21 protein-coding genes and 3 pseudogenes are annotated in these 21,763 nt (G+C 69.8%); 13 read left to right on the top strand and 11 right to left on the bottom strand.

Annotated features, from left to right (window positions below; translation table 11 throughout):
- Positions 1 to 6: 6 nt before the first annotated feature.
- The 9 genes and pseudogenes from NJ376_RS07450 to NJ376_RS29205 form a co-directional block, all read left to right on the top strand.
- Positions 7 to 444, top strand: a complete 438-nt coding sequence (locus tag NJ376_RS07450) for a Zn-ribbon domain-containing OB-fold protein (RefSeq protein ID WP_252952614.1) — start codon at positions 7 to 9, stop codon at positions 442 to 444.
- Between the two features lies 1 nt (position 445).
- Complete coding sequence (locus NJ376_RS07455; protein ID WP_252952615.1) at positions 446 to 901, top strand: MaoC family dehydratase; 456 nt, start codon at positions 446 to 448, stop codon at positions 899 to 901.
- Positions 898 to 1,797 (top strand): HpcH/HpaI aldolase/citrate lyase family protein, encoded by a 900-nt coding sequence (locus tag NJ376_RS07460; protein WP_252952616.1) that lies wholly within the window; start codon positions 898 to 900, stop codon positions 1,795 to 1,797. The genes NJ376_RS07455 and NJ376_RS07460 overlap by 4 nt, the downstream gene beginning before the upstream one ends.
- Before the next feature lie 34 nt (positions 1,798 to 1,831).
- The gene (locus NJ376_RS07465) at positions 1,832 to 2,695 is read left to right on the top strand and encodes a MaoC/PaaZ C-terminal domain-containing protein (protein WP_252952617.1); all 864 of its coding nucleotides are present in this window, start codon (positions 1,832 to 1,834) and stop codon (positions 2,693 to 2,695) included.
- Positions 2,692 to 4,206: an acyl-CoA synthetase gene (locus NJ376_RS07470; protein ID WP_252952618.1), complete on the top strand. Its 1,515-nt coding sequence runs from the start codon at positions 2,692 to 2,694 to the stop codon at positions 4,204 to 4,206. The genes NJ376_RS07465 and NJ376_RS07470 overlap by 4 nt, the downstream gene beginning before the upstream one ends.
- A gap of 38 nt (positions 4,207 to 4,244) precedes the next feature.
- Positions 4,245 to 5,231, top strand: a complete 987-nt coding sequence (locus NJ376_RS07475) for a Bug family tripartite tricarboxylate transporter substrate binding protein (protein WP_252952619.1) — start codon at positions 4,245 to 4,247, stop codon at positions 5,229 to 5,231.
- Between the two features lie 225 nt (positions 5,232 to 5,456).
- A pseudogene (locus NJ376_RS07480) lies at positions 5,457 to 5,950 on the top strand (IS5 family transposase); the annotation flags it as partial.
- 127 nt (positions 5,951 to 6,077) lie between these two features.
- Positions 6,078 to 6,428, top strand: a pseudogene (locus NJ376_RS07485) (FAD-dependent oxidoreductase); the annotation flags it as partial.
- An 11-nt stretch (positions 6,429 to 6,439) separates the two neighbouring features.
- Positions 6,440 to 6,559, top strand: a pseudogene (locus tag NJ376_RS29205) (IS3 family transposase); the annotation flags it as partial.
- A 444-nt stretch (positions 6,560 to 7,003) separates the two neighbouring features.
- On the opposite strand, the gene NJ376_RS07490 reads toward NJ376_RS29205, so the two are convergent.
- The 8 genes from NJ376_RS07490 to NJ376_RS07525 form a co-directional block, all read right to left on the bottom strand.
- Positions 7,004 to 8,149: a glycosyltransferase family 4 protein gene (locus NJ376_RS07490; protein WP_252952620.1), complete on the bottom strand. Its 1,146-nt coding sequence runs from the start codon at positions 8,147 to 8,149 to the stop codon at positions 7,004 to 7,006.
- A complete protein-coding gene (locus NJ376_RS29210) occupies positions 8,142 to 9,302 on the bottom strand; it encodes a sensor domain-containing protein (RefSeq protein WP_252952621.1) in 1,161 nt (386 codons plus the stop codon). Before NJ376_RS29210 ends, NJ376_RS07490 begins: the two co-directional genes overlap by 8 nt.
- 17 nt (positions 9,303 to 9,319) lie before the next feature.
- Entirely contained in the window at positions 9,320 to 10,654 is a 1,335-nt protein-coding gene (locus tag NJ376_RS07500) for a lipopolysaccharide biosynthesis protein (RefSeq protein ID WP_252952622.1), read from the bottom strand.
- The gene (locus NJ376_RS07505; RefSeq protein WP_252952623.1) at positions 10,651 to 11,445 is read right to left on the bottom strand and encodes a nucleotidyltransferase family protein; all 795 of its coding nucleotides are present in this window, start codon (positions 11,443 to 11,445) and stop codon (positions 10,651 to 10,653) included. Before NJ376_RS07505 ends, NJ376_RS07500 begins: the two co-directional genes overlap by 4 nt.
- Positions 11,442 to 12,587 carry a GNAT family N-acetyltransferase gene (locus NJ376_RS07510; protein ID WP_252952624.1) on the bottom strand — a complete coding sequence of 382 codons (1,146 nt, stop codon included), beginning with the start codon at positions 12,585 to 12,587 and terminating at the stop codon, positions 11,442 to 11,444. The genes NJ376_RS07505 and NJ376_RS07510 overlap by 4 nt, the downstream gene beginning before the upstream one ends.
- Positions 12,588 to 12,833: 246 nt before the next feature.
- Positions 12,834 to 13,892, bottom strand: coding sequence for an LptF/LptG family permease (locus NJ376_RS07515; protein ID WP_252952625.1), 1,059 nt, complete (start codon positions 13,890 to 13,892; stop codon positions 12,834 to 12,836).
- Entirely contained in the window at positions 13,889 to 15,058 is a 1,170-nt protein-coding gene (locus tag NJ376_RS07520; RefSeq protein WP_256476204.1) for an LptF/LptG family permease, read from the bottom strand. The genes NJ376_RS07515 and NJ376_RS07520 overlap by 4 nt, the downstream gene beginning before the upstream one ends.
- Positions 15,059 to 15,150: 92 nt before the next feature.
- A complete protein-coding gene (locus NJ376_RS07525) occupies positions 15,151 to 15,594 on the bottom strand; it encodes an HIT family protein (RefSeq protein ID WP_252952627.1) in 444 nt (147 codons plus the stop codon).
- 195 nt (positions 15,595 to 15,789) lie between these two features.
- On the opposite strand from NJ376_RS07525, the gene NJ376_RS07530 reads away from it, so the two are divergent.
- Positions 15,790 to 16,212, top strand: a complete 423-nt coding sequence (locus NJ376_RS07530) for a DUF2141 domain-containing protein (protein ID WP_252952628.1) — start codon at positions 15,790 to 15,792, stop codon at positions 16,210 to 16,212.
- A gap of 26 nt (positions 16,213 to 16,238) precedes the next feature.
- Here the strand turns inward: NJ376_RS07530 and NJ376_RS07535 are convergent, their stop codons facing one another.
- Positions 16,239 to 17,114: a metallophosphoesterase family protein gene (locus tag NJ376_RS07535; RefSeq protein ID WP_252952629.1), complete on the bottom strand. Its 876-nt coding sequence runs from the start codon at positions 17,112 to 17,114 to the stop codon at positions 16,239 to 16,241.
- A 159-nt stretch (positions 17,115 to 17,273) separates the two neighbouring features.
- Between NJ376_RS07535 and NJ376_RS07540 the strand changes: the two genes are divergently transcribed.
- From NJ376_RS07540 to NJ376_RS07550, 3 genes are read left to right on the top strand one after another with little or no spacing between them, the layout of a single operon-like run.
- A complete protein-coding gene (locus tag NJ376_RS07540; RefSeq protein WP_252952630.1) occupies positions 17,274 to 18,275 on the top strand; it encodes a CDP-alcohol phosphatidyltransferase family protein in 1,002 nt (333 codons plus the stop codon).
- Positions 18,272 to 19,231 carry a diacylglycerol kinase family protein gene (locus tag NJ376_RS07545; RefSeq protein WP_252952631.1) on the top strand — a complete coding sequence of 320 codons (960 nt, stop codon included), beginning with the start codon at positions 18,272 to 18,274 and terminating at the stop codon, positions 19,229 to 19,231. Before NJ376_RS07540 ends, NJ376_RS07545 begins: the two co-directional genes overlap by 4 nt.
- Complete coding sequence (locus NJ376_RS07550; protein WP_252952632.1) at positions 19,228 to 20,178, top strand: hypothetical protein; 951 nt, start codon at positions 19,228 to 19,230, stop codon at positions 20,176 to 20,178. The genes NJ376_RS07545 and NJ376_RS07550 overlap by 4 nt, the downstream gene beginning before the upstream one ends.
- Before the next feature lie 26 nt (positions 20,179 to 20,204).
- Here the strand turns inward: NJ376_RS07550 and spt are convergent, their stop codons facing one another.
- A complete protein-coding gene (gene spt, locus NJ376_RS07555) occupies positions 20,205 to 21,413 on the bottom strand; it encodes a serine palmitoyltransferase (RefSeq protein WP_252952633.1) in 1,209 nt (402 codons plus the stop codon).
- Positions 21,414 to 21,416: 3 nt separating this feature from the next.
- On the bottom strand, positions 21,417 to 21,668 hold the full coding sequence (locus NJ376_RS07560; RefSeq protein ID WP_252952634.1) for an acyl carrier protein: 252 nt from the start codon (positions 21,666 to 21,668) through the stop codon (positions 21,417 to 21,419).
- Positions 21,669 to 21,763 lie beyond the last annotated feature (95 nt).

Genomic DNA, 21,763 nt, shown 5'->3' on the forward strand with positions numbered 1-21,763 from the left:
ACCACGATGAACCGTGTCCTTCCCGAGGGCCTGCCGGTGCCGGCGCAGGATGGCCTCGCCAAGCCCTATTGGGAGGGCACTCGCCAGGGCAGGCTGGTGATTCAGAAGTGCCGCGGCTGCGGCAAGTACCAGTGGGGCCCGGAGTGGATCTGCCACCGCTGCCACTCCTTCGACCTCGGCTGGGAAGAGGTGGCGCCGAAGGGGCGCATCTGGTCCTGGCAGCGGCCGCACCACCCGGTGCACGGGGCGCTGAACGGGCACACGCCCTATACGATCGTGCTGGTGGAACTGCCGCATGCGGACAGCGTCCGCATGGTCGGCAACCTGCTCTGCGGTCCGACCGACAAGGTCGTCATCGGCGCCAAGGTCGAGGCGGTGTTCGAGCCGCACGACGAGGCCGACCCGCCCTACACCCTGGTCCAGTGGCGCGTGCAGGAGGGCTGATATGCCGGGCCTGTGGTACGAAGAATTCGAGGTCGGCCAGGTCTTCCGGCACGCCATAAGGCGGACGATCACCGAGGCCGACAATGTCTGGTTTTCGGCCCTCACCCATAACCCGGCGGCGCTGCACCTCGACGAGGAGTACTGCCGGACCGAGACGGAATTCGGTCAGCGCATCGTCAACAGCGCCTTCACGCTCGGTCTGATGGTCGGCATCTCCGTTGGCGACACCACGCTCGGCACCACGGTCGCCAATCTCGGCTGGGACGAGGTGCGTTTCCCGAAGCCGCTCTTCCACGGCGACACCATCCGTGTGGAATCCGAGGTGATCACCAAGCGCGAGAGCCGGTCGCGCCCCGGCCAGGGCGTCGTGGAGTTCGTACACCGCGCCTTCAATCAGAAGGGCGAACTGGTGGCGCGTTGCCGGCGCTCCGCCCTGATGAAGGGCAAGCCTGCATGAGTGCGCCGCCGCGGTCCTGGCTGTTCGTCCCGGGCGACAGCGAGCGCAAGCTCGCCAAGGGCGGTGATAGCGGCGCGGATGCGCTGATCCTCGACCTCGAGGACTCCGTCGCCGCGACCCGCAAGCCGCTGGCGCGGGAGATGGTGGCGGCCTATCTCCAGGCCCATGCCGGCGCGGAGCGCCGTCCGCGCCTCTGGGTCCGCATCAACCCGCTCGAGGATGGCGGATTGCCCGACACGGCGGCGGTGGTGCGCGCCGCGCCGGATGGGCTGGTGGTGCCCAAGGTCAATGGTCCCACCGACCTGCTCCGCCTCTCCCACTGGCTCGACGCCTTGGAGGCGCGGGACGGCCTGCCTGCGGGCCGGATCCGCCTGCTCGCCGTGGCAACCGAGACGGCCACGGCCGTCCTCGGCCTCGGCGACTATGCCCGCCAGCCTGTGCCGCGCCTCGCCGGCCTCACCTGGGGAGCGGAGGACCTGCCGGCTGCGCTCGGTGCCAGCACCAACCAGGACGCCGCCGGCGCCCTGGCGCTGACTTACCGCATGGCGCGCTCCGCCTGCCTGCTCGCCGCGGTGGCCGCCGGTACCCAGCCGATCGACACGCTGGAGCCGGATTTCCGCGACGAGGCCGCCCTGCGCGTCGCCTGCGCTGCAGCGCGGCGCGAGGGATTCACCGGCAAGATCGCCATCCACCCCGCGCAGGTCGCCGCCATCAATGAGGGCTTCCGCCCGACCGCCGAGGAGGTCGCCTTCGCCCGCCGGGTCTGCGCCGCCTTCGCCGCCAATCCCGGCATCGGCACGGTCGGGATGGACGGCAGGATGCTGGACATGCCGCATCTCCGCCAGGCGCAGCGCGTGCTGGCCGCCGATGCCGCCTTCGGACCCGGAGGCACTTGATACGCCCGACACAAGAACCTGGGAGGAAGACACGGTGGCCATCGACTACGGACGCCTGAAGAACCGGCACTTTCCAGACATCGAGCAGAGCTACACTTTCAAGGACACAATCCTCTACGCGCTCGGCCTCGGCCTCGGCCAGGATCCGCTCGACCGGCGCCAGCTGCGCCACGTCTACGAAAAGGACTTGGTCGCACTGCCCACCATGGGCGTGGTGCTGGCGACGCCCGGCTTCTGGGTGAAGGAGCCCGACACCGGCGTCGACTGGCCGAAGGTGCTGCATGGCGAGCAGGGTCTCACCATCCACCGCCCGCTGCCGCCCGAAGGGCGCGTCATCGGCCGCCTCCGCATCGACGAGATCATCGACAAGGGCGCCGGGCGCGGCGCGCTGCTGTACAGCACCCGGGAGGTTCTGGACGCCGGGACGGGCGAGCTGTTCTGCAGCCTGACCAGCACGTCGTTCCTGCGGGGCGATGGCGGTTTCGGTGGCCCCGCGGGCCCGGTGCGCAAGCCGCATCCGGTGCCGGAGGCACCGCCCGAAGCGGGCTTCGACTGGACCCTCGGTCGCAATGCCGCCCTGCTCTATCGGCTCAACGGCGACTTCAACCCCGTGCACGCCGACCCCGACGTCGCCGGCAGCGCCGGCTTCGCCGAGCCGATCCTGCACGGCCTCGCCTCGTACGGGGTTGCCGCCTGGTCGGTGGCGAACCTGCTCTGCGACGGCCAAGCGGAGCGGCTGCGGCGCTTCGACCTGCGCTTTACCTCGCCGGTCTATCCAGGGGAGACGCTGCGCACGGAGGTCTGGCGCCTCGGGGAGGGCGCGGCCGCCTTCCGCGTCCGCGTGCCGGCCCGGGACGCAGTGGTGCTGAGCAACGGCCGGGCCGAATACGTGCCATGAGCGACGCGGCACTGATCATCAGCGGCGACCGCCAAGTCACCCGCGGCGCCCTGATGGAGCGGGCGCGGCGCGCTGCCTCCGGCTTCGCCGCGCTCGGCGTGGGCGTGGGTGACTGCGTCGCGCTGCTGCTGCGCAATGACTTCCCCTTTTTGGAAGCGAGCTACGCCGCCACCATGCTCGGCGGCTATGCGGTGCCGGTCAATTGGCACTGGAAGCCGGACGAGGTCGCTTATCTGCTGCGCGACAGCGATGCCCGCGTTGTGGTCGCGCATGCGGATCTCCTCCCGCTGCTGGCCGAGGCGCCGCCCAGCCTGACGGTGATCACCGTCCGCACCCCGCCCGAGCTCGCCGCCGCCTACGGCCTGCCGATGTCCGAACCGGCCGGGGAGGACTGGGAGGCGTGGCTGGCCCGCCAGCCGGCTTGGGACAGGCTGCCGCAGCCGGCGCGCGAGAGCATGATCTACACCTCCGGCACGACCGGCCGCCCCAAGGGCGTCCGCCGCATGCCGCCGACGCCGGCGCAGATGGAGGGCACCGCCCGCAACCGCGCGCAGATCTACGGCATCCGTCCAGGCATCCGTGGCCTGCTGCCAGGGCCGCTCTACCACAGCGCCCCGAATAGCTTCGGCCTCCGCTCCGGCACCCTCGCGGAGCTGCTGGTGCTGATGCCCCGCTTCGATCCGGAGCAGCTCCTGGCATTGATCGAGCGGCATCGGATCGACACGACCTTCCTCGTTCCCACCATGTTCGTGCGCCTGCTGCGCCTGCCGGAGGAGGTGCGGCGCCGCTACGATCTCACCTCGCTCCGCCATGTCACCCATGCCGCCGCGCCCTGCCCGCCGGAGGTGAAGCGGGCGATGATCGAGTGGTGGGGCCCGGTGCTGCACGAGTTCTACGGCGCCACCGACCTCGGCGCGCCGACCGCCTGCGACAGCCATGACTGGCTGGCCAAGCCCGGCACGGTCGGCCGCCTCACGGAAGGAGCAGTGCTGAAGATCCTCGACGCCGAGGGCCGGGAATGCCCGCCCGGCGTTCCTGGGGAGATCTATGCCAGCTGCGACTACATGCCCGACTTCACCTACCACAAGCGCGACGCGGAGCGTCGGGCCGTGGAGCGGGACGGCCTGATCACGGTCGGCGACGTCGGGTACCTCGACGAGGACGGCTATCTTTTCCTCTGCGACCGCAAGCGCGACATGGTCATCTCCGGCGGGGTGAACATCTACCCGGCCGAGATCGAGGCGGTGCTGATCGGCGTCGAAGGCGTGCTGGACTGCGCCGTCTTCGGCATCCCCGATCCGGAATACGGCGAAGCCCTCTGCGCCGCGGTGCGCGCCCTGCCTGGCACGACCGAGGCCGCCATCCGGGCGGCGCTCCAGGCCAAGCTGGCCAACTTCAAGGTGCCGCGCCGGATCGAATTCCACGAGGAGCTTCCGCGCGACGATTCCGGCAAGCTGCTCAAGCGCAAGCTGCGGGAGCGGCACTGGCAGGGGATTGGCCGCACCATCTGAAGCCTGGACAGGCGCCGCAACCCGGGAGAGACGCGTCCATGAGTGCATGCCTCACGCTGCGGCGTCGCGCCCTGCTGGGCGCCGGAGGCGGCGCCCTTCTCGGGCTGGGGTCCGCGCGCGGCCAGGACGGCTATCCTGGCCAGCGTCCTGTCAGCCTGGTCATCCCCTACGCCGCGGGCGGCATACCGGACGTGTTCGGCAACGCCATCGTCCGGGGCCTGACGGAGCGCCTGGGCGGGACCTTCGTGATGGACCACAAGCCGGGGGCCAGCACGACGCTCGGCGCGCGGCTGGTCGCGCGCGCGCGGCCGGACGGCTACACCCTGGTCTTCGCCGGCAACGGCACCTTCAGCATCACGCCCTTCGTGCTGCGCAACGCAGGCTACGATCCGGCAGAGGACTTCACCTGGCTCGGCATGACAGGCAGCGCGATGTACCTCTTCGTCGCGCATCCGCGCTGGGAGAGCCTGCAGGCGCTGCTGATCGCGGCGCACCGCCGGCCGGGCGAAATCAGCTACGCCACCTGGGGCGTGGGCTCCTCGGCCCACCTGGGCACCTTCGACCTGGCCCGGCGTGCCGGGGTGGACCTGGTGCATGTGCCCTACAACGGCACCGCCGCGGCGCTGACGGACGTCTCCACCGGGCGGGTGGACTTCATGCTCAGCACCCTCGCGCCGGCCAAGCCGCACATGGAGGCCGGACGGGTGCGCGCCCTCGGCGTCGCCATGCCGGCACGGTACCGGCTGCTGCCGGAGGTGCCGACGGTCGCCGAGCAGGGCTTCCCTGGCTACGACGTGCCCAACTGGACCGCCGTCGCAGGGCCTGCCGGCTTGCCTGCCTCCGTCGCGACGAAGCTGGAAGGGGCGCTCGCGGCGACCTTTGCCGACGAGCAGGTGATGGCGCGGCTTGAACCGCTCGGCATCACCCCTGCGCCGACCGGTGCGCAGGCCCTGCGTGAGACCGTGGCCCGGGACCTCGCGGCCAATGGCGACCTCGTTCGGCGTGCAGGCATCGCGCCCGAATAGCGCGATGGCGCTCGCAAACTCATGCGCCGTCATGCACCAGAGCCGCATCGCCCGGGCGAGGTCACTCGAAAGGAGGCATTGTCAACTTGGGCCGAAGGCGCGCCGCGGTCCGCAATTCTGCGGCCGGCGAAGCCCGGAATGCAGCTAAAAAATTGTTGCGCATAAGCGGGCAATAAAGGGCTATTGCGAAAATTCGCTGCAAATTAGGCTAGGTTGACAATGCCCCTGGACTGGCACCAGGCCTCGCTCGGCAGTGCCGCCGCGCGCGCCCAAAGGGGGGCGCGGAGACCGGGCCCAATCCGACGGACCGTGGCAAGGCGGGCACCAAGCGGCACCTGCTCGTCGATGGGGAAGGCACGCCGCTCGGCCTGACGCTGAGCCCGGCCAACCGACATGACAGCCGCGTGCTGGCGCCCGCCCTGGATGCCGTGCCTCCTGTCCGAGGGCGTCCGGGACGGCCACGCCGCCGCTCGGACAAGCTGCACGCCGACAAGGCCCATGACCATCGCCGATGCCGCCGTGAGTGCCGCGCCCGCGGCATCGACAGCAGCGAGCGGCTGGGGCGACACCGCTGGAAGGTGGAACGCACCCTCGCCTGGCTCGCCCAGTTCCGCCGCCTCGCCATCCGCCACGAGCGCCATGCCGACGTCCACCTCGTCCTCACCACACTCGCCTGCGCCATCATCTGCATCAGACAGGTCAGGCGGTTTTGTCCCTAGCCCTTAGCGTGGTGCTCTGTCGTGCACACCGCATCCCAGCTCTGGCCGGCCTGCCCGCCCCTTCAGCCGCCGGTCGCGCGTCCCCTATCCACGCCCGACCATTCCTCACGCCGCTTGGTGGAGCCTCATGACCAATCCTCGACGCATCGCCGTCATCGGCGGCGGCATCGCCGGCCTTGAGATCGCCACCCAGCTTGGCAAGCGCCTCGGCCGCTCCGGCCAGGCGGCAATCACGCTGATCGACCGCGACACGGCCCATGTCTGGAAACCGATGCTGCACACCATCGCAGCCGGCACCAGCGACGTCCACCGGGAGCAGGTGGTCTTCGCCTCCCATGCACGGCTGCATGGCTTCGCCTACTGGCCGGGCGAGATGGATGGCATCGACCGGCGACGGAAGGCGGTCAGCCTCGCGCCCCTGCGGCTGGATGACGGCCGGGTTCTCCTTGGGGCACGCGAGATCGCCTATGACGCGCTGATCATCGCCGTATGGAATTTGAGGACGAGGCGGTCCGGCTGGTCCGGACAAGCGGGCGGAGTCAGCGCGAGATCGCCAAGGATCTTGGGATTGGTCTGTCGACGCTGGTCCGTTGCATCAGCTGGACTCGTAGCCGACTACAATCCCGCGCGGCCAGGACGAGTTCGACGTCACGCAGGCTGAGGCTGAAGACGTGATAAGCCATATGGCGTGGCTGATGATCTCAGCGGGGAAGCGGTATCCGGGGTAGCTGGCGAGATCGGACGTCATCAACCCGGCTTGGCCCAACCACTTCGTTCCGGATAGAGGCGGCCAACTTGGCAATGCCCCGCGACCGCATCTCCGCCAGCGAGTATCGAGCCGCAAGGGCGCCTACGTTCGAGATATGGGCCGATGTCAGCGGGGTTGCTGCGGCAGCTCGAACTCCATGCCAGCATTGTCCTCGGGCCTACCAGCTCGGTCCGCCAGAGGCGACAACTTGACGGTGCCTGATCCCAAACACGATTTGGTTGGACCGTTTTGCGGCCCGGCACCGCTCGACCAAAGGGTGAGCCATGTTAGCGCAACAAGCTCTGTCATTGCCACCGTTCCTGTGACCTCTGGCCAGCCCGCGGCGCCGGCCGACGGTCAAGGCTGATGCGACAATGGTGGTGCCAGGAAAGGTTCTCCCCGACCCAGCAGCGCGCGGCTTCCCCCATGCGGCTACGCAGCGTGGAATCAAGGAGTACCCGCTCGAGCACCGCAGCGATTGCTGCCTCGGACCTCGCATCGACGACGAACCCTGTCACGTCGTGCTGAATCAGCTCGGCAGGTCCGCCTTCGGCGCCAACGATGCAGACAAGGCCGTGCGCCATGGCATCGGCGATGCTGATGCCGAAGCCCTCGATTTCATCCCCGGCCTCCAGCGCAAGCTGCGGATGAAGGAAAATCTCTGCCTGCCGGAATTCGACCTCGCGCTGTCTATCACCGACATAGCCCAGGAGCGCAATCCGGCTACCGGCACCGCTTGCGTCGATGGCGTGCCGGATCTCGGCTGCCTGTGGGCCGCGGCCGGCGATGCGATAGTGGAAGCGCAGCCCCCGATCGTAGCATGACGCAGCTGCCTTGACCGCCGTGACAATGTTCTTGCGCGGCACCAGCCGGCAGAGGGTTAGGACGCCTGGCTCGCCCTCGCCGGTCCGCGCAGCGCCCGTTGCTGCGACTACCGCGGTGGAAATGCCATTCCAGGCAACAACGCAGCGGGCTTCGAACTGCGGAAGGCGCCGGAGGAGCAGCTCGCGCGTCGTTTCGCTGACGGCGACCACACGTTCCGACCTGGCGAGCACCAGGCGCATGAGCCGGAATGCCAAACCGCGTGGACGGCCAATCTCCCGGCCATGTACGGTGACGATCAAGCGTCGGCGGAAGAACAGCGCCGGAATGGCCGCGCGCCAGGTGCAGGCATGGATCGCCTCGGGACGCTCGCCCTCCCGCCAGGCGGCCGCCATGGCGCCGAGGAGGCGTGCATAGACCCGCAGCTTGGAACCCGGCCCCACGTCGATCTTCGTCAGCCGACCGTCGGTCTCACGCCGGGGACCGGCCGAGGATTTCACGAACAGCGTGACCTGCCAGCCAAGCGCGGCATACGCGCGTGCCACCTCCGCGGCATAGGTCTGCACCCCGCCTTCGTCGGGCGCATAAACCCTGGTGACCAGCCAGAGACGGCCGGGCGCGTCAGGCACGGGGCCCGTCCGAGTCCCGGGCAGCGCGCAGCAGGAACTCCGCCAAGGCCTGTGCCGCCCGCGCCGAAGGGAGATCCCCGCACATGTCGAAGGTATCCTGAAACCCCTCCTGCTGCGCGGGCAGATAGGTGCTGTGGTCATCGCACGCGGCATCCAGGGCATCCAGGATCCGGTCTGCGCTATCGAGAACCCTCCCGTAGCGCCAATGGGCGTAGTTCTCGTCGTTCCGCCAGGCAACGCCATGCGCATTGAGGAACAGGCAGGGTCGTGGCTTGGCGAGGAACTCGTAGACCTGGCTGCTGACATCTCCCAGATAGATGTCGGCCATGGCGGCGTAGGTCATGTCGATGCAGCGGCTGCTGCCGAGATCGATATGGATGTTGGCGCAGGCGCTGTAGGGAGCGAGCAGCCGCTCGGCGCGAAGCCGGTCTCCTTGCCGGTCGAACCGCTTGATATGGGGCGCGACGATGAGGTTGTAGCGCGGCTCTGCGGCGGCCTGCCGCAGGATCGCCTCGCCCATCTTCTCCCAGGAGGAGAGCGCCCGGCTGGAATGCGGGTTGTAAAGCACCACGGGCCGTTCGCTGCGGAACAACGCTGGCGGCTCGGCGCGGCACAGTGCGACGGCGTCGAATTTGGGATAGCCGACCACGGCATGGCCGCCCTCGCGGAGGAGCCCCTTGGCCAGCATGCGCCGGCGCTGCTTCTCGCCGGCCAGCAGCACGAAGTCGAATTGGCGGATACGCGGATCGAAGCCGACGGCCCTGTCCCCGGCCCCATGCGTGGTGTGCACGAAGCGAAGATGGCCGCAACCCATTCGGCGAAGTAGCAAGGATGTCCGCTCCGGCAGGACGACGGCATCGAAGCCCTTCAGGTGCCGGCTTGCCACGGCCAGACTCAACAGCTTGGGGGGGATGGAAGCGCCGGTGAGCCGGGCGGCGCGCTCCAACCATCTGCCGCCGATCCGCAAGAACCGGATCGGGCCCGCGCCACCCTTCAGGGCCATGGCGCGCGCATGCTCGATATGAGCGGCCGTGGTCGCTACCACATGGGTTTCGAACCGCCGATCATGCGAGAGCCTGATCGCGATCGGCACGGTATGCATCAGCATATGGGCTTGCGCGTTGAGGAAGAAGCAGACCTTCTGCGGCGCCACGTTGGGATCCGGCGCTCTCATGCCACCTGGCGCTCCAGGCTTCGGAAGGCGATGTGCAGCAGCATTACCGAGCAGGCATTCGCCGCAAGCGTCGCCCATGCCGCGCCGATCGGCCCCATCGTACCCAGGAGAACGCCCAGGAAGACGAGATAGCCGATGCTTGCCAGGCCGCGGGCGACCAGAGCCTTGTCGGGCCGCCCGAAGGCGACCAGCGCCGGCTCGAGCCCGAAGCCGGAGAGGTTCACGGCGGAGGCGATCGTGAGCACCAGGAAAATCCGATAGGCAAAGATATAGCCAGGCCCACCGATCAGCGACAGAAGCGACTCGCCGGCCACGGCGACAAGAAGGATCGTCAGGAGCCCGATGGCTGTCGTCAGCAGCGCGGCGCGGATCAGGACGAGCCGAACCGCGAATGCACCCCTCGTCGCGGTCAGCTTCGCCATCTCCGGGTAGAGCGCCCGAGCGAGCGAGGTCACCGGCTTCGTCAACGCCGTCCCGAGTTGCATGGCAATGCGATAGCCGCCGGCACCGGCAGGCCCGGTGATCCAGCCGACCGCCAGGATCGGCACCTGCTGCCAGATGAGACCGATGGAAGAAGTGAGATTGGTCAGCACCGCGAAGCGCAGGATCCCCGGGTTTCCGTCGGCTATTCCACGTATCCGGGGGAGACCCGCCGCGACGCCTTGGGCACGCAGTTGCGAAGCGGCCGTGGCCCACATCACCACGGTCGTCGCCAGCTCCGCCACACCCCAGGCGATCAGGAAGCCGGCCAGGCTACCGCCGGCCGCCCAGGCCGCGCAGGTGCCCACCAGCCGCGCGGCGGGCAGGGTGAACTCGCTCCAGGCGGCCAGGTCGAAGCGCGCGAAGAGCCGCAGGATTCCGGTCGGCGTCCCGCGCTGCCCGAACAGCAGAGACAGGCCGAACCAGACTGCCAATTGCGCTTCCTGATCCAACCACCCCAGCGTGCTCCCGACCGCCAGGGCGCCCAGGCTGGCCAGGCCCGCGGCGAAGACTCCCGCACAGAGGTCGAGGGCGGTCGTGAAACCGAGCACGGCGCGGAGCGCGCCGACATTGCCGTCGGCCAGGTGGCGGGCCCCGTAGCGGATGACCGTCTGCCAGGATTGGAAGCCGACGACAGTCCCGATGGCTTGGCCGAAGGCCAGGATCATGGCGAAGATGCCGAAAGTCGCCACGCCGAGCGTCTGCGCCACGATGGCCAGATAGACCAGGCTCAGCAGCGCGCCCGCACCCTTGCCGCCGAACAGCCAAGCGGCGTTTTCCAACGCGCGGCGGAACGCACCATCCGCATGGGCATCCCGGCCGCCGAGCGGCATCGCCCATCGCCGGCTCATTCGGGGCTCCAGCCGGCAGGGCACAGCGCCGTCTCCGCCAGGACAAGGTCCGATGGCTTGTCCACATCCACCGCGGCGGCACCGAAGGGCAGTTCGACGAAGCCGAGCCGCACGCTGGAGCGCCGTTCAAGCGCCCGAGCCACCCCCTGCAAGGTCATCAACCCGAGCGCATAGCGCAGCAGCGGAAGCAGGCCCAGCATCCATGCCATCATCAGCGGCCGCTTCCGATGCTGTTCCAGCTTCAGCCAGAAGCCAACCGCCCGTGCCGCTTCCGGGCGCGCCAGAAGGAACAGGTTACATCCGCTGAAGGTGCCGTCACGCAGCCGCAACCAACTGCGCCGTGTCTCCGGGAACTCCAGCAGAACCGTTTCTCGTCGCGCAAGGGCGGCGAGGGCGGCGGCCTCTGGCGGCGCAGCGTTCAGCAGATGCGTCACCATCGCCGCGCTCAACAGGGCATGGTCGGCGGTAGTGACCAGCAGGGGAGTACCGAATTCCTCCAGGATGGCCGCGGCACTGCGCGCCGGGCTGGCTCCGGCCGGGCGCAGGATGACACCCGACAGGCCGTCCAGCGCGGTGAGCGTCGTCTCCGGCTGCTCGATCGACACCACGATGCGCCCGATCGCCGGGGTCGCCCGCAGCGCCGCAACCACCCGCAGCAGCATCGGCACGCCGGCCACCGGCAACAGCGCCTTGTGCGATACGCCCCTGGAGGCTGCCAACGGATCCGTCCCGCCACGCTGGCCCGCCAGCACCAATGCAGTCACGCCTGCCCCGGCAGCGGACGGGTTCACGTCGGCAGATCCTTCTCGTAGACGCGGTAGGTCTTATAGGATTTGGCACCAAGCATCTCCGCCAAGTGCCGCATCGGCAGGTTGTCCTCCAGCACCCAGGACATCTCGATCCGATCGATACCCAGGGCCAACGCCTCGCGCCGCAGCGCCTCCACCAGGAAGAGCGGCAGCACCCGGCCCAGAAGCCCCGCGCCGATATCGCGCCTTACGCCCATTAGCGGTACCCGGGCTGTCGCCACGCCTGCCACTTTAAGCCGCCAGAGCAGGCGCGCCCAGCCGAAGGGCAGCAGCCGGCCGGACAGATCGCGGATCGCCTCGTTCAGGTTGGGAAGGCAGACGGCGAAGGCGATCGGCCTGCCGGCCAGCTCGGCGAACCAGACCAGCCGCTCATTCAGCAGCGGGCGCAGCTCCGCGGCCAGATGCGCCACTTCCTCGGCGGTGAAGGGCACGAAGCCCCAATTGCCGGACCAGGCATCGTTGAAGATGCCCAGCATCGTGGCGATCTCCTCCCGCAGGGCACGCCGGCGCAACGGCCGCAGCACGACGCCGTCCGGCAGGGGCCGCGCGACGAGCCGGGCCGCCGCGGGCGGCATCGGCAGCGAAAGGTCGCAGAGATAGGCCAGCAGATCGCGGGCCTTGCGATAGCCGAGCGCCTCCAGCCGCGGCCCGGCAAAGGGCGGGTCATGCGGCATCATCAGCATCGGCGGCGTCTCGAAGCCCGCGACCAGCAGGCCGGTCTGGTCGTTGATGGACAGGCTGAAGGGTCCCCGCAGGCGGTTGAGCCCGCGCGCCTTGCCCCAGGCCTCCGCCGTGGTCAGCAGCGCCGCGAAGACGTCGCGGTCATCCGCCGCCGCCAGCAGGCCGAAATGCGCGGGGCGGGTGCCGTCCGGATCACGCACCAGCTGGTCATCCTGCGCGCTGATGCGCCCGAGATCGCGGCCGTCGCGGCGGGCGATCCAGAAGGCGGCCTCGCCATGGCGGAACCACGGGTTGTGCTTTGCCGACAGCGCCGCCCGGCGCTCCATGAGCAGGGGCGGCACCCAGGCGGGATCGGTGCGCAACAGCGCATGCGGCAGGCGGATGAAGCGCTCGAGGTCCGCGCGGCCGGAGACCGGGACGATTTCGACGGCGGAGCCGCTCATGCCGGTCTCGAGGAAGCCCGTCCTTTCCGCTGTCACACCGTACCGCCCGGCCTAGGCGGATGGTCGTACGGGGCGCCGCCGCTCAGGCGCGGGACCCAGGAAAAACTCACCGCCTCGTCGTAGCCCTGATGCCTGACATGGGCGCGCAGCGGCCCCCGCAGTGTCATCCGCCCGAGATCGGGGCTCCACCCGTCTCGCCAGCGACCATGCATCGTCCTTCCCCCCTCCCGACCCATCACCGTGCCGCTAGGCCTCCTCGTGCCACAGCCGCAGCAGGCCTACGAGGGCAAAGACCAGTGGCGCGGTCCAGGCGGCCAGATGGGGCCCAAGCCCACCGGCCTCGCCCATTGCGTTGAGCAGGCCATTGACGACGAGATAGCCGAGCCCGAGGGCCAGTCCAATTCCGCCGCGCCGATAACCGTCCGCCTGCCGCGGCAGGCCGAAGGCCGCGGGCGCGGCAAGCAGCAGCATGACGAAGGGAGCAACCATCGTTGCCGTGACGGCCTGCAGCCGGGTCGCATAGAAGGCGGGGCCGCGGGTCACGGCGCCCTCGCCCCTTTGCCCCGCCAGCAACCGGTCGAGCGGCTGCGCCGCGATCGGACGCGCGAGATCGCGGATCGCCTCCGGTGAGGGGCCATCCGCCCAGGCAAGTTCCGCCAGGGATTGCGGCCGGGTCTCGCCCGGCCGGACCAAGCGCAGTTGCAGCAGCCGCCAACCCTCCGGCCCATGGATCGCGCGGCGCGCGTCGATGCGCTCGAGCGCCCGCCCTTCCGCATCGCGGCGGACGAGCAGGATCCCCGCGAGCGACCTGCCGTCCAGGGAGGCCGCCTCCACCGACACGATCTCGGCGCCGTTGCGCAGCCAAAGCCGCTGCGCCAGCGCGACGGGCTGGCCTTCCACGCCCTGGCTGTCCCACCAATCGGCCAGTGCCCGTTCGGTCCGTGGCGCGATGGCGAGCAGCAGCGCAGCCTGCAGCGCAACCGCCAGCACGCAAGCCGGCAGCACGGCCCCCAGGATGCGCCAGGCACCAAGCCCCAAGGCCCGCAATGCCGTGATCTCCAGCGTTCCGGCCAGACGCCGGAAGGTCAGGATCGCCCCGACCAGCACCGCCAGGGGGATAAGCTGCCCAAGCATGGTCGGCAGGCGCAGCAGGGCATAGCGGCCGATATCGGCTGGGCCGCCGCGCTGGAGCACCTCACTCGTCTTGTCGAGCAGGTCCAGCAGCTGAAGCAGCACCACCAGCCCCAGCAGCACCGCGGCCGTCCAACCCAGGAAGATCCCGGTCAGGTAGCGCCGCAGGATCATACGGCTGGCCCCCGGTGCCATGGCAGCCAGCCGGCGATGGTGGCCGCCGCCCGGTCGAGCCAGGCGATCACGCCGTCGAAGGCACCTTCCTCCGGATGGCGATCGCTGTGACGGAACACCGCGATGGCGAAGCCGGTGAGCAGGAGAAGGGCGGCCCAAAGCCCCAGGCGCGGATCGATCCGGCCGATATCGCCGAGCGATTCGATCAGTTGCAGCGCCTGCTGGTACAACATCAGGATCACCGCCCCGAGCAGGATGCCGACCGAGCGCCGCGACCGCTTCGCCGCCAGTCCTAGGGGCATTGCTAGCAGCGGCAGGACCAGCATCGACGCCGAACGCACCAGCCTTCCGTGCAGCTCGCCATCCAGCCGGGTGCGGTCCCGCGGCGGGTCCGGGGACTGCCGCCCGGCCCAAAGCTCCGCAATGGTCATCTCCCGCTCATCCGTGCCACGCAGGCGGAAGATGGGCAGGCGCCGAGTGAAGGGCCGGGACAGGTCCGACCCGGCGAAGCGCAGCGTCGATGCCTGGCCGTCGGGCAGGAGCGTGATCTGTTGGCCCTCGTCCAATTCGAGCAGCAGTTCCGTCTCGTCGTCGCTGAGCAGCAGCCGGCCGGTCACGGCGGTGGTCAGCACCTCGCGCCCATCCTCGTCCCGCTGCTGCAGGAAGATGCCGTGCAGCGTCCCGTCCGCCGGGTCCCGCCGGTCGGCACGGACCGTAAGCCGATGCCCGATCTGCAGGAATTCTCCGGGCACCAGGGTGGCGTTCCAGCCCGCATTGGTCAGGGCGTGGAAGGCTGCGCGGTAGGCGTAGCGGCTGAGGGGTTGGACATAGCCGTACAGCCCGAGGGCGAGCAGGCCGCAGCCCAGCCCGACCGCGAGGAAGGGCCGGCTGAGGCGAGTCAGCGAAAAGCCGGCGGCCTGCAGCCCGTCGAGCTCGTGGTCCTGGCTCAACCGCGCGACGACCACATAGACCGCCAGGAACAGAGCCGCCGGAAAGGCTAGGCCGAGGTAATGCGGCACCAGGTAGAGCAACAGCCGGACGATCGAGGACGCCGATCCGCCGGCACCGGCCAGAAGGTCGAACAACCGAAGCAGCCGCTCCATCAGCAGCGCCGGCAGCACCAGCAGCAGGGTGGCAGCCAGCGGCCTGGCCAGCTGGCGCAGCATGTAGCGGTCTACCACCCCGCCCCTCGACGGCGGTCCCCGTCCGATGCCCGCCCTTGATGGCCACCACCAGATTGCGGTGGCGGGGCTCCGGATCACGCTCCGGTTGCTCCCCAGGCGGCGCGGAGGCAAAGCAGCATGTCGTCCCGCACCGCCGCCTCCGGTTCCACAGCCTGGCCGAGCGCCGGTGGCCCTGGCCAGCCGGCATCGGGGAAGCTGCTGCCCAGATGCACCCGCTCGCTGCTGTAGCGCGGGATGACGTGGAAATGGACGTCCGGGTCGACCATCATCAGCATCAGGTAGTTGATCTTCTCATACGCCACAAATTCGCGCAGGATGGTTTCGACGCGGCGGACGGCGCCGTGCAGTCCGGCAAAGGCTGCGGGGCTGGCTTCGGCGAAACGGGTGACCGGTTCACGGCACACCAGCACCAGCGAGCCGAGCGTGACCTGCTGTGGCCGCAGCAGCACGATCCAATGGTCGGTTTCGCCGATCAACGTGGCGGGATGACCGAATTTGGTGAGCGTGGCAGCTGGCATCCGAAATCTCGCACAACCGGTTCAAGGGAAGGCCGTGCGGCCCCTGACTGCGGCGCGGCCTTGAACCGCCCTGGCCGGACTATAGGTGCGGCGCCGCAAGGTCGCCAGTTCAGCAGGGAGCCTGGCCGTCCGGCGACAGGTGCATGGCCGGCCGCCTGGCTGCTGGCCGCAGCCTTGCTCGGAGGCGCCGGTGCCATGGCGGCGGCCGGGCCCCGCGCGACCGCCTGTGCTGCGGCGGAGGCGCCGGCCGGGCCGCGCCTGCAGGTCACGGTCACCGGGGCGCGCAAGGTGGCAGGCAACATCACCATCACGGTCTACGGCCCGCGGCCGGAGGATTTCTTGGCGCGCGGCGGCCGCCTGGCGCGCCAGCGCATCCTGCTGCAAGGCTCGGCAGCAGAGGCATGCTTTGCCCTTTCCGAGGCCGGCGACTACGCCATCGCCGTCTACCACGACGAGAACAACGACCACGACTTCAACCGCACGCTGATCGGGACACCTGCCGAGGGCTATGGCTTCTCCAACGACGCCCCGGCGCTGATTGGCCTGCCATCCTTCGAGGCTGTGCGCTTCGCGGTGCCGGTAGGCGGCTCGCAGATGACGATCCGGCTGCGTTACTGACGCTCGGCAAGTCGGCGGGGGGAGGCTCACTCCATTGCCAAGCTGCGGAACTCGGCGGTCGCCGGGTCCTGCAAGCGCAGGGTCGTTTCGCACCGCCACCCGGTTCCGGTGCGCGTGATCCGATGCAGCAGCCATCCGGGCCAGTGCTGTCCCGCCGCCAGCGCCTGCGGCGCGCCGAGGACCGGGATGGGGCGTGCCGCTCCGGGCAGCGCGGCCCGCGACGCAACATGGTGATGCCCATGCAGCACCAGCTCCGCCCCATGGCGGGCCAGCAGGGCGCACAAAGCGGCACGGTCGCGCAGCGCCTTGCGCCACCCGCCCGGCCCGAGCACGGGCGGATGATGCACCAGCACCGCCCGGAACAGCCCCTCACGCCCGGTCGCGTCGAGCAGCGCCGGCAGCCGGGCGAGCTGTGCCGCGCCCAGCTGTCCCTCGGCCGAGCCAGGCATGGTCGGAACGGCCGAGGAGAGCCCGATCAGGGCCATGGGCCCGCGCCGGTGCAGGAACGGGAAGGGCGCCGCGCCCGGTCCGGGCGCGTCATCCACCATCCATGGCTGCCAGCGCCCGATCCCGGACTCCCAGGGCACTGCCACGGTCGCGTCGTGATTGCCCGGGAGGACTGTCACCCGCCCGGGCGGGCCCAGCCGCTCCAGCCAGGCCCGCGACGACGCGAATTCGCCGGGCAGGGCGAGGCAGGTCAGATCACCCGTGACCACCAGGTGGTCCGGTCCGGCGGCGGCGATATCGGCCAGCAGGGCATCGGCGGGCAGGCTCCGCTGGCGCTTGCGCCGCAGGGCAAGATAGGCCAGCAAACGCTTGCCCGCGAGCTGTCCAAGCGGATGCAAGGCTCCGGGGGGAACAGGCAGGTGGAGATCCGACAGGTGCGCAAGGGTGAAGGACATGGATCGCCCAAGTCTCGCCCGGCCGGCGCATCGGCGCCAGCGGCCCGACTGCTGAGCGAATCGCCCGTCCCGATCTGGAGCATGCCCGGTTCCGCCTTGCTCGGCCGCGCGCTGGCCCGAGCGGGAGTCGGGGACGTCGCCGCCTGGGATGGGACGCAGATGGATGGCAGGCTTCTCCTGCTGCGGGCGGATCATGTCCACGATGCCGCCCTGGTCGCCGGCCTGGTGCGCAGCCCCGGCGTACTGCTCTGCCGGCCGGAGGATGGCCGCCCGGTCGCTGCGCATCTGCCGACGGGGATCGCCGCGGCCCCGATCGCCGAGGCGCTGGAGGCCGGGCGTGCCTCCACGGATGCGGCCTTCGCCGGGCTGCGTCCCGCGGCGCCCGCCGAACTGACGGACAGCTACGACCGCGCGCTGCGCAAGCGCGGCAACCCTTATTTGCTGCGCCTCGGGCCCGACACCCGCCGGGCCGTGGAATGGGAGATGTTCGGCGGCTCCTACAAGGGTGTCACCGATGCCGTCACCAAGCATGTCTGGCCCCGCCCGGCCTTCCATGTGGTGCGCGCCTGCGCCGCGCTGGGCATCACCCCGAACCAGGTGACGCTGGTCAGCCTCGTGCTGGTCTTCCTCGCGCTCTGGCTCTTCGCCGAGGGGGCCTTTCTGGCCGGGTTGCTGGCGGCCTGGGTGATGACTTTTCTTGACACCGTGGACGGCAAGCTGGCGCGGGTGACGCTGACCTCGACGCCCTTTGGCAACGTCTTCGACCATGCGATCGACCTGATCCATCCACCTTTCTGGTGGCTGGCCTGGATCCTGGGGCTGCAGGCGGTGGGCATGCCGCTCGCGGAACCCGTCGCGGTGGGTGTGATCGTCTTCGTCGGCTATGTGCTCCAGCGGCTGCAGGAGGGGCTGTTCCTCGCCCTGTTCGGCATGGAGATCCATGTCTGGCGGCGTTTCGACAGCTTGTTTCGCCTGGTGATCGCACGGCGCAATCCGAACCTGGTGCTGCTCACCCTGGGCACGCTGATCGGGCGGCCGGATCTCGGCATGCTGGCGGTGGCCGCCTGGACGGTCTTCGGCTGCATCGAGCAGGTGGTGGTGACGGTGCAGGCGGGCCTGGCGCAACGCCGGGCGCCGCTGCGCTCCTGGCTCCAGCAATGAGCGGGTCCGGCGGCGTCCGGCGTGTCGGCATCATCAGCAACCCGCTGAGCCGGATGCTGCGCAAGGGGCAGGGCAGGCTCGGCGCCCAGGCAGCTGGGCTACCGCTTGCCGTGCCCGCGACGCTGGCGGAGCTCCGCACCGCCCTGGCCGGCTTCGCGGCACAGGGGGTGGACCTGCTGGCCGTGCAGGGCGGCGACGGCACGCTGCGCGAGGTCCTGACCGCCCTGCCGGCTGCCTTTGGCGACCATCCACCCGACATCGCCCTGCTGGCGACGGGGAAGACCAACTTGGCCGCGCGGGTGCTGGGCAGCGCCGGCCCGGGGGAGGCGGCGTTGGCGCGGCTGCTGCAGGCGGCCCGGTGCGGCACGCTGCGCCGCCGGCTGCTGCCGGTGCTGAAGGTCGCCCGGCCTGGGCTGCACGGTACCCTGCCGCTGCATGGGCTGCTGTTCGGCGCCGGCGCCTTCACCGAGGCGAAGCTGCTGGCGGATCGGGCGTTGCACCGGCGCGGCATCCATGACCGGCTGACGGTGCTGCTGGCCCTGGCCGGCGTTGCATTGCGGACCCTGTGGGGGCGCGACGCTTCGCTGCGGGCCGGCGCCGCCATGGAGCTGGCGCCGGATGATCTGGCGCCGCGAGACGGGCACCGCTTCCTGGTCCTGGCCACGCCGCTCGACCAGCTGATGCTGGGGCTATGGCCCTTCTGGGGGGACGGCCCGGGGCCGGTGCGGTGGCTCGATGTCGCGGCGCCGCCGCAGCGTCTTGCGGCAGCGCTCTGGGCCAGCGTCCAGGGCCGGCCGCGGTCCTGGATGTCGGCAGCCGGCTATCGCAGCGGCAACGCAGACCGGCTCGCCATCCGGCTCGGCGTGCCCTTCGTGCTGGACGGGGAGGTGTTCGAGCCGGGGCCGGAGGGGCTGGTGCTCTCCGCCCCGGGCCGGGTCGCCTTCGTGACGCCGTGACGCCCGCCGCCCCCGCAACGCTCGAGGCGCTGGTCGCCGCCGAACTTGCCACACCTGCCGAACCTGGTGCCGCCATGCTGGCCGCCCGACACCTAGCCGAGGACATCCTGGCCCGGCATGGCGTCGGGGTGGAGGCGGTGCTGTTCTATGGCGCCTGCCGGCTCGACGACGATCCAGCCGGGCTGCTCGACCTCTATGTACTGACCAGCGGTCACCGGGCCTTTCACCGGCGCTGGCTGCCGGCGCTGTTCAATGCCCTGCTGCCGCCAACGGTTCTGCACTGGCGCAGCGACGGCCTCGCCGGCCCGATCCGTGCCAAGGTGGCGGTGTTGACGCTTCGTCAGTTCGAGCGGCGGCTGCGGCCGGGATCGCTGGACACCACGATCTGGGCCCGCTTCTGCCAGCCATCGACCCTGGTCCATGCGCACGATCCTGCGGCGCGGCACAGGGTGGAACAGGCCGTGGCGCAGGCGCTGACGACGGCCGTGCTCTGGGCAATCCGGCTCGGTCCACCGGCCGCAACGCCTGTGGAATATTGGCGCGGCCTCCTGGCCCGCACCTACGGTGCCGAACTCCGCGTCGAGCGCGGCAACCGGTCGGACCGGCTGCTGGCTGCCTCGCCCGGCTGGTACGGCCCGGCCCTGACCTTGGCGCTGGCGCGGCTCGGCCTGGCCACCGCCGTGGATGCCGAGGGACAGCTGCGGCCTGGTCTGGTCGGGGATTTCACCCTTTCCTGGGCGGTTCGGCGCGTTTGCGGCAAGACGCTGAACGTGATGCGGCTGGTCAAGGCCGCCTTCACCTTCGATGGCGGCCCGGACTACCTGACGAGCAAGATTGCCCGCCACGCGGGGGTTACGATCGAACTGACCGGCTGGCAGCGCCGCCACCCCGTGCTTGCGGCGCCGATCCTGCTGTGGCGGCTGCGGCGGGATGGGGCGGTGCGCTGAAGGACGCCGGGCCGGTCTCGCGCCCGCTACTCCGCCGCCGCCAGCCCGGCGGTAGCCAGCCCCAGCAGCTGCCCGGTCCGGGTGATTACGGCGATAGCGGTGTCGATTTGCTCCGGGGTCAGGGCGGCGCTGACGCTCATGCGCAGCAAGGGCCTGCCACCTGGGGTCGCCGGCCCGAGCGCCAGGTTCGTATAGACGCCTGCGTCCAGGAGTTGGTTCCAGAAGCGGATCGCCGTCTCGCGGTCCGGCATCGGCAGGGATACGATCGGGCTCGGCATCGCACCGAGCACGAAGCCGGCGGCGGCCAGCCCCGCATGCAGATGCTGGCCGTTCCGCCGGAGGCTGTCGCGCAGCTGTGGCTGGGCTTCCATCGCCTCGATGGCCTGGATGACCGAGGCGACGATTGAAGGCGGCAGGGAGGCCGTGAACATATAGGCCCGGGCCGCAACCCGCAGCGCACCGAAATCGTCGAGGTCGAAGGCGCAGAAGCCGCCGATCGCGCCCAGGCTCTTGCTGAAGGTGCCGACGACGAAATCGACATCCGCCTCCACGCCGTCCGCTTCGGCCAGGCCGCGGCCGTGGGCACCGAGCACGCCCAGGGAATGGGCCTCGTCCACCAGCAGCCAGGCACTGGCTTCGCGCTTCACCTCGACCATCTCGCGCAGCGGCGCGGTGTCGCCGAGCATGCTGTAGATGCCCTCAAGGACGATCAGCTTCTCGCCCGGCTGGTCGGCGAGCAGGCGCAGGCGGCGCCGAAGGTCGTCCGGATCATTGTGACGGAACCTGGTGACCTGCGCATTGCCGAGCTTCGCGCCGTCATAGATGCTCGCATGACTGTCCGCATCCAGCAGCAGGTGGTCGCCGCGCCCGGCTAGCGCGGACAGCGTGCCGAGATTGGCCTGGTAGCCGGTGGTGAAGACCATCGCATGCCGCCGGCCGAGAAAGCGTGCCAGCCGCTGCTCCAGCGCCGCATGGCCGCCATAGGTGCCGTTGGCGATGCGCGAGCCGGTGGTGCCGGTGCCGTGCGCCATGGTCGCCGTGACCGCGCTGTCGATGCAGTCCTGGTCGAAGGTCAGGCCAAGATAGTTGTTGGTGCCCAGCAGCAGGACGCGCTTCCCGTCGAGGATCGCCTCCGTCGCCGACAAAATGGAATCGAAGGTCACGCCGAAGGGATTCCGCCCTGCGGCGGAGACCATTGCGAGCTCGGAGCGCAGGGCGCGAAGTTTAGCTAGCATCGATCAGTCGGCCTTGCCGGTGCCGCGGGTCAGCACACCGACGAGATCGCCGATGGTCTCGATTTCTGCCATGCCATCCATCGGGATGATGATGTCCAGCCGCGTCTCGAGCTGCATGACGAAATCGAGGGCAGTGACCGAATCCAGGCTCAAGTCATGCAGGAGACTTGTCTCCATGGTCACCGGCACCGTCCCCTTGCCCAGTTCCTCCAATGCGCCCGTGATTTCGCGCAGCACTAGTTCCTCATCCGGCATGCCTCGGCCCCCCAAACATATCTCAGTCCTCCAGTCGAATGTATTGGATAGGTCATTGAAATGTAACCCTGGCGTCTGGGGGCAGACATGAGGAG

It is taken from the genome of Siccirubricoccus soli (assembly GCF_024178315.1).
Classification (GTDB): domain Bacteria; phylum Pseudomonadota; class Alphaproteobacteria; order Acetobacterales; family Acetobacteraceae; genus Siccirubricoccus; species Siccirubricoccus soli.

What these genes read in the sequence shown, in the direction of transcription:
- NJ376_RS07560 (WP_252952634.1), bottom strand. Translation starts at nt 21,668, where the DNA reads ATGCCGGATGAGGAACTAGTGCTGCGCGAAATCACGGGCGCATTGGAG.
- spt (WP_252952633.1), bottom strand. Translation starts at nt 21,413, where the DNA reads ATGCTAGCTAAACTTCGCGCCCTGCGCTCCGAGCTCGCAATGGTCTCC.
- NJ376_RS07475 (WP_252952619.1), top strand. Translation starts at nt 4,245, where the DNA reads ATGAGTGCATGCCTCACGCTGCGGCGTCGCGCCCTGCTGGGCGCCGGA.
- NJ376_RS07500 (WP_252952622.1), bottom strand. Translation starts at nt 10,654, where the DNA reads ATGAGCCGGCGATGGGCGATGCCGCTCGGCGGCCGGGATGCCCATGCG.
- NJ376_RS07455 (WP_252952615.1), top strand. Translation starts at nt 446, where the DNA reads ATGCCGGGCCTGTGGTACGAAGAATTCGAGGTCGGCCAGGTCTTCCGG.
- NJ376_RS07530 (WP_252952628.1), top strand. Translation starts at nt 15,790, where the DNA reads ATGGCGGCGGCCGGGCCCCGCGCGACCGCCTGTGCTGCGGCGGAGGCG.
- NJ376_RS07545 (WP_252952631.1), top strand. Translation starts at nt 18,272, where the DNA reads ATGAGCGGGTCCGGCGGCGTCCGGCGTGTCGGCATCATCAGCAACCCG.
- NJ376_RS07525 (WP_252952627.1), bottom strand. Translation starts at nt 15,594, where the DNA reads ATGCCAGCTGCCACGCTCACCAAATTCGGTCATCCCGCCACGTTGATC.
- NJ376_RS07535 (WP_252952629.1), bottom strand. Translation starts at nt 17,114, where the DNA reads ATGTCCTTCACCCTTGCGCACCTGTCGGATCTCCACCTGCCTGTTCCC.
- NJ376_RS07540 (WP_252952630.1), top strand. Translation starts at nt 17,274, where the DNA reads ATGGATGGCAGGCTTCTCCTGCTGCGGGCGGATCATGTCCACGATGCC.
- NJ376_RS07460 (WP_252952616.1), top strand. Translation starts at nt 898, where the DNA reads ATGAGTGCGCCGCCGCGGTCCTGGCTGTTCGTCCCGGGCGACAGCGAG.
- NJ376_RS07520 (WP_256476204.1), bottom strand. Translation starts at nt 15,058, where the DNA reads ATGCTGCGCCAGCTGGCCAGGCCGCTGGCTGCCACCCTGCTGCTGGTG.
- NJ376_RS07515 (WP_252952625.1), bottom strand. Translation starts at nt 13,892, where the DNA reads ATGATCCTGCGGCGCTACCTGACCGGGATCTTCCTGGGTTGGACGGCC.
- NJ376_RS07470 (WP_252952618.1), top strand. Translation starts at nt 2,692, where the DNA reads ATGAGCGACGCGGCACTGATCATCAGCGGCGACCGCCAAGTCACCCGC.
- NJ376_RS07450 (WP_252952614.1), top strand. Translation starts at nt 7, where the DNA reads ATGAACCGTGTCCTTCCCGAGGGCCTGCCGGTGCCGGCGCAGGATGGC.
- NJ376_RS07510 (WP_252952624.1), bottom strand. Translation starts at nt 12,587, where the DNA reads ATGAGCGGCTCCGCCGTCGAAATCGTCCCGGTCTCCGGCCGCGCGGAC.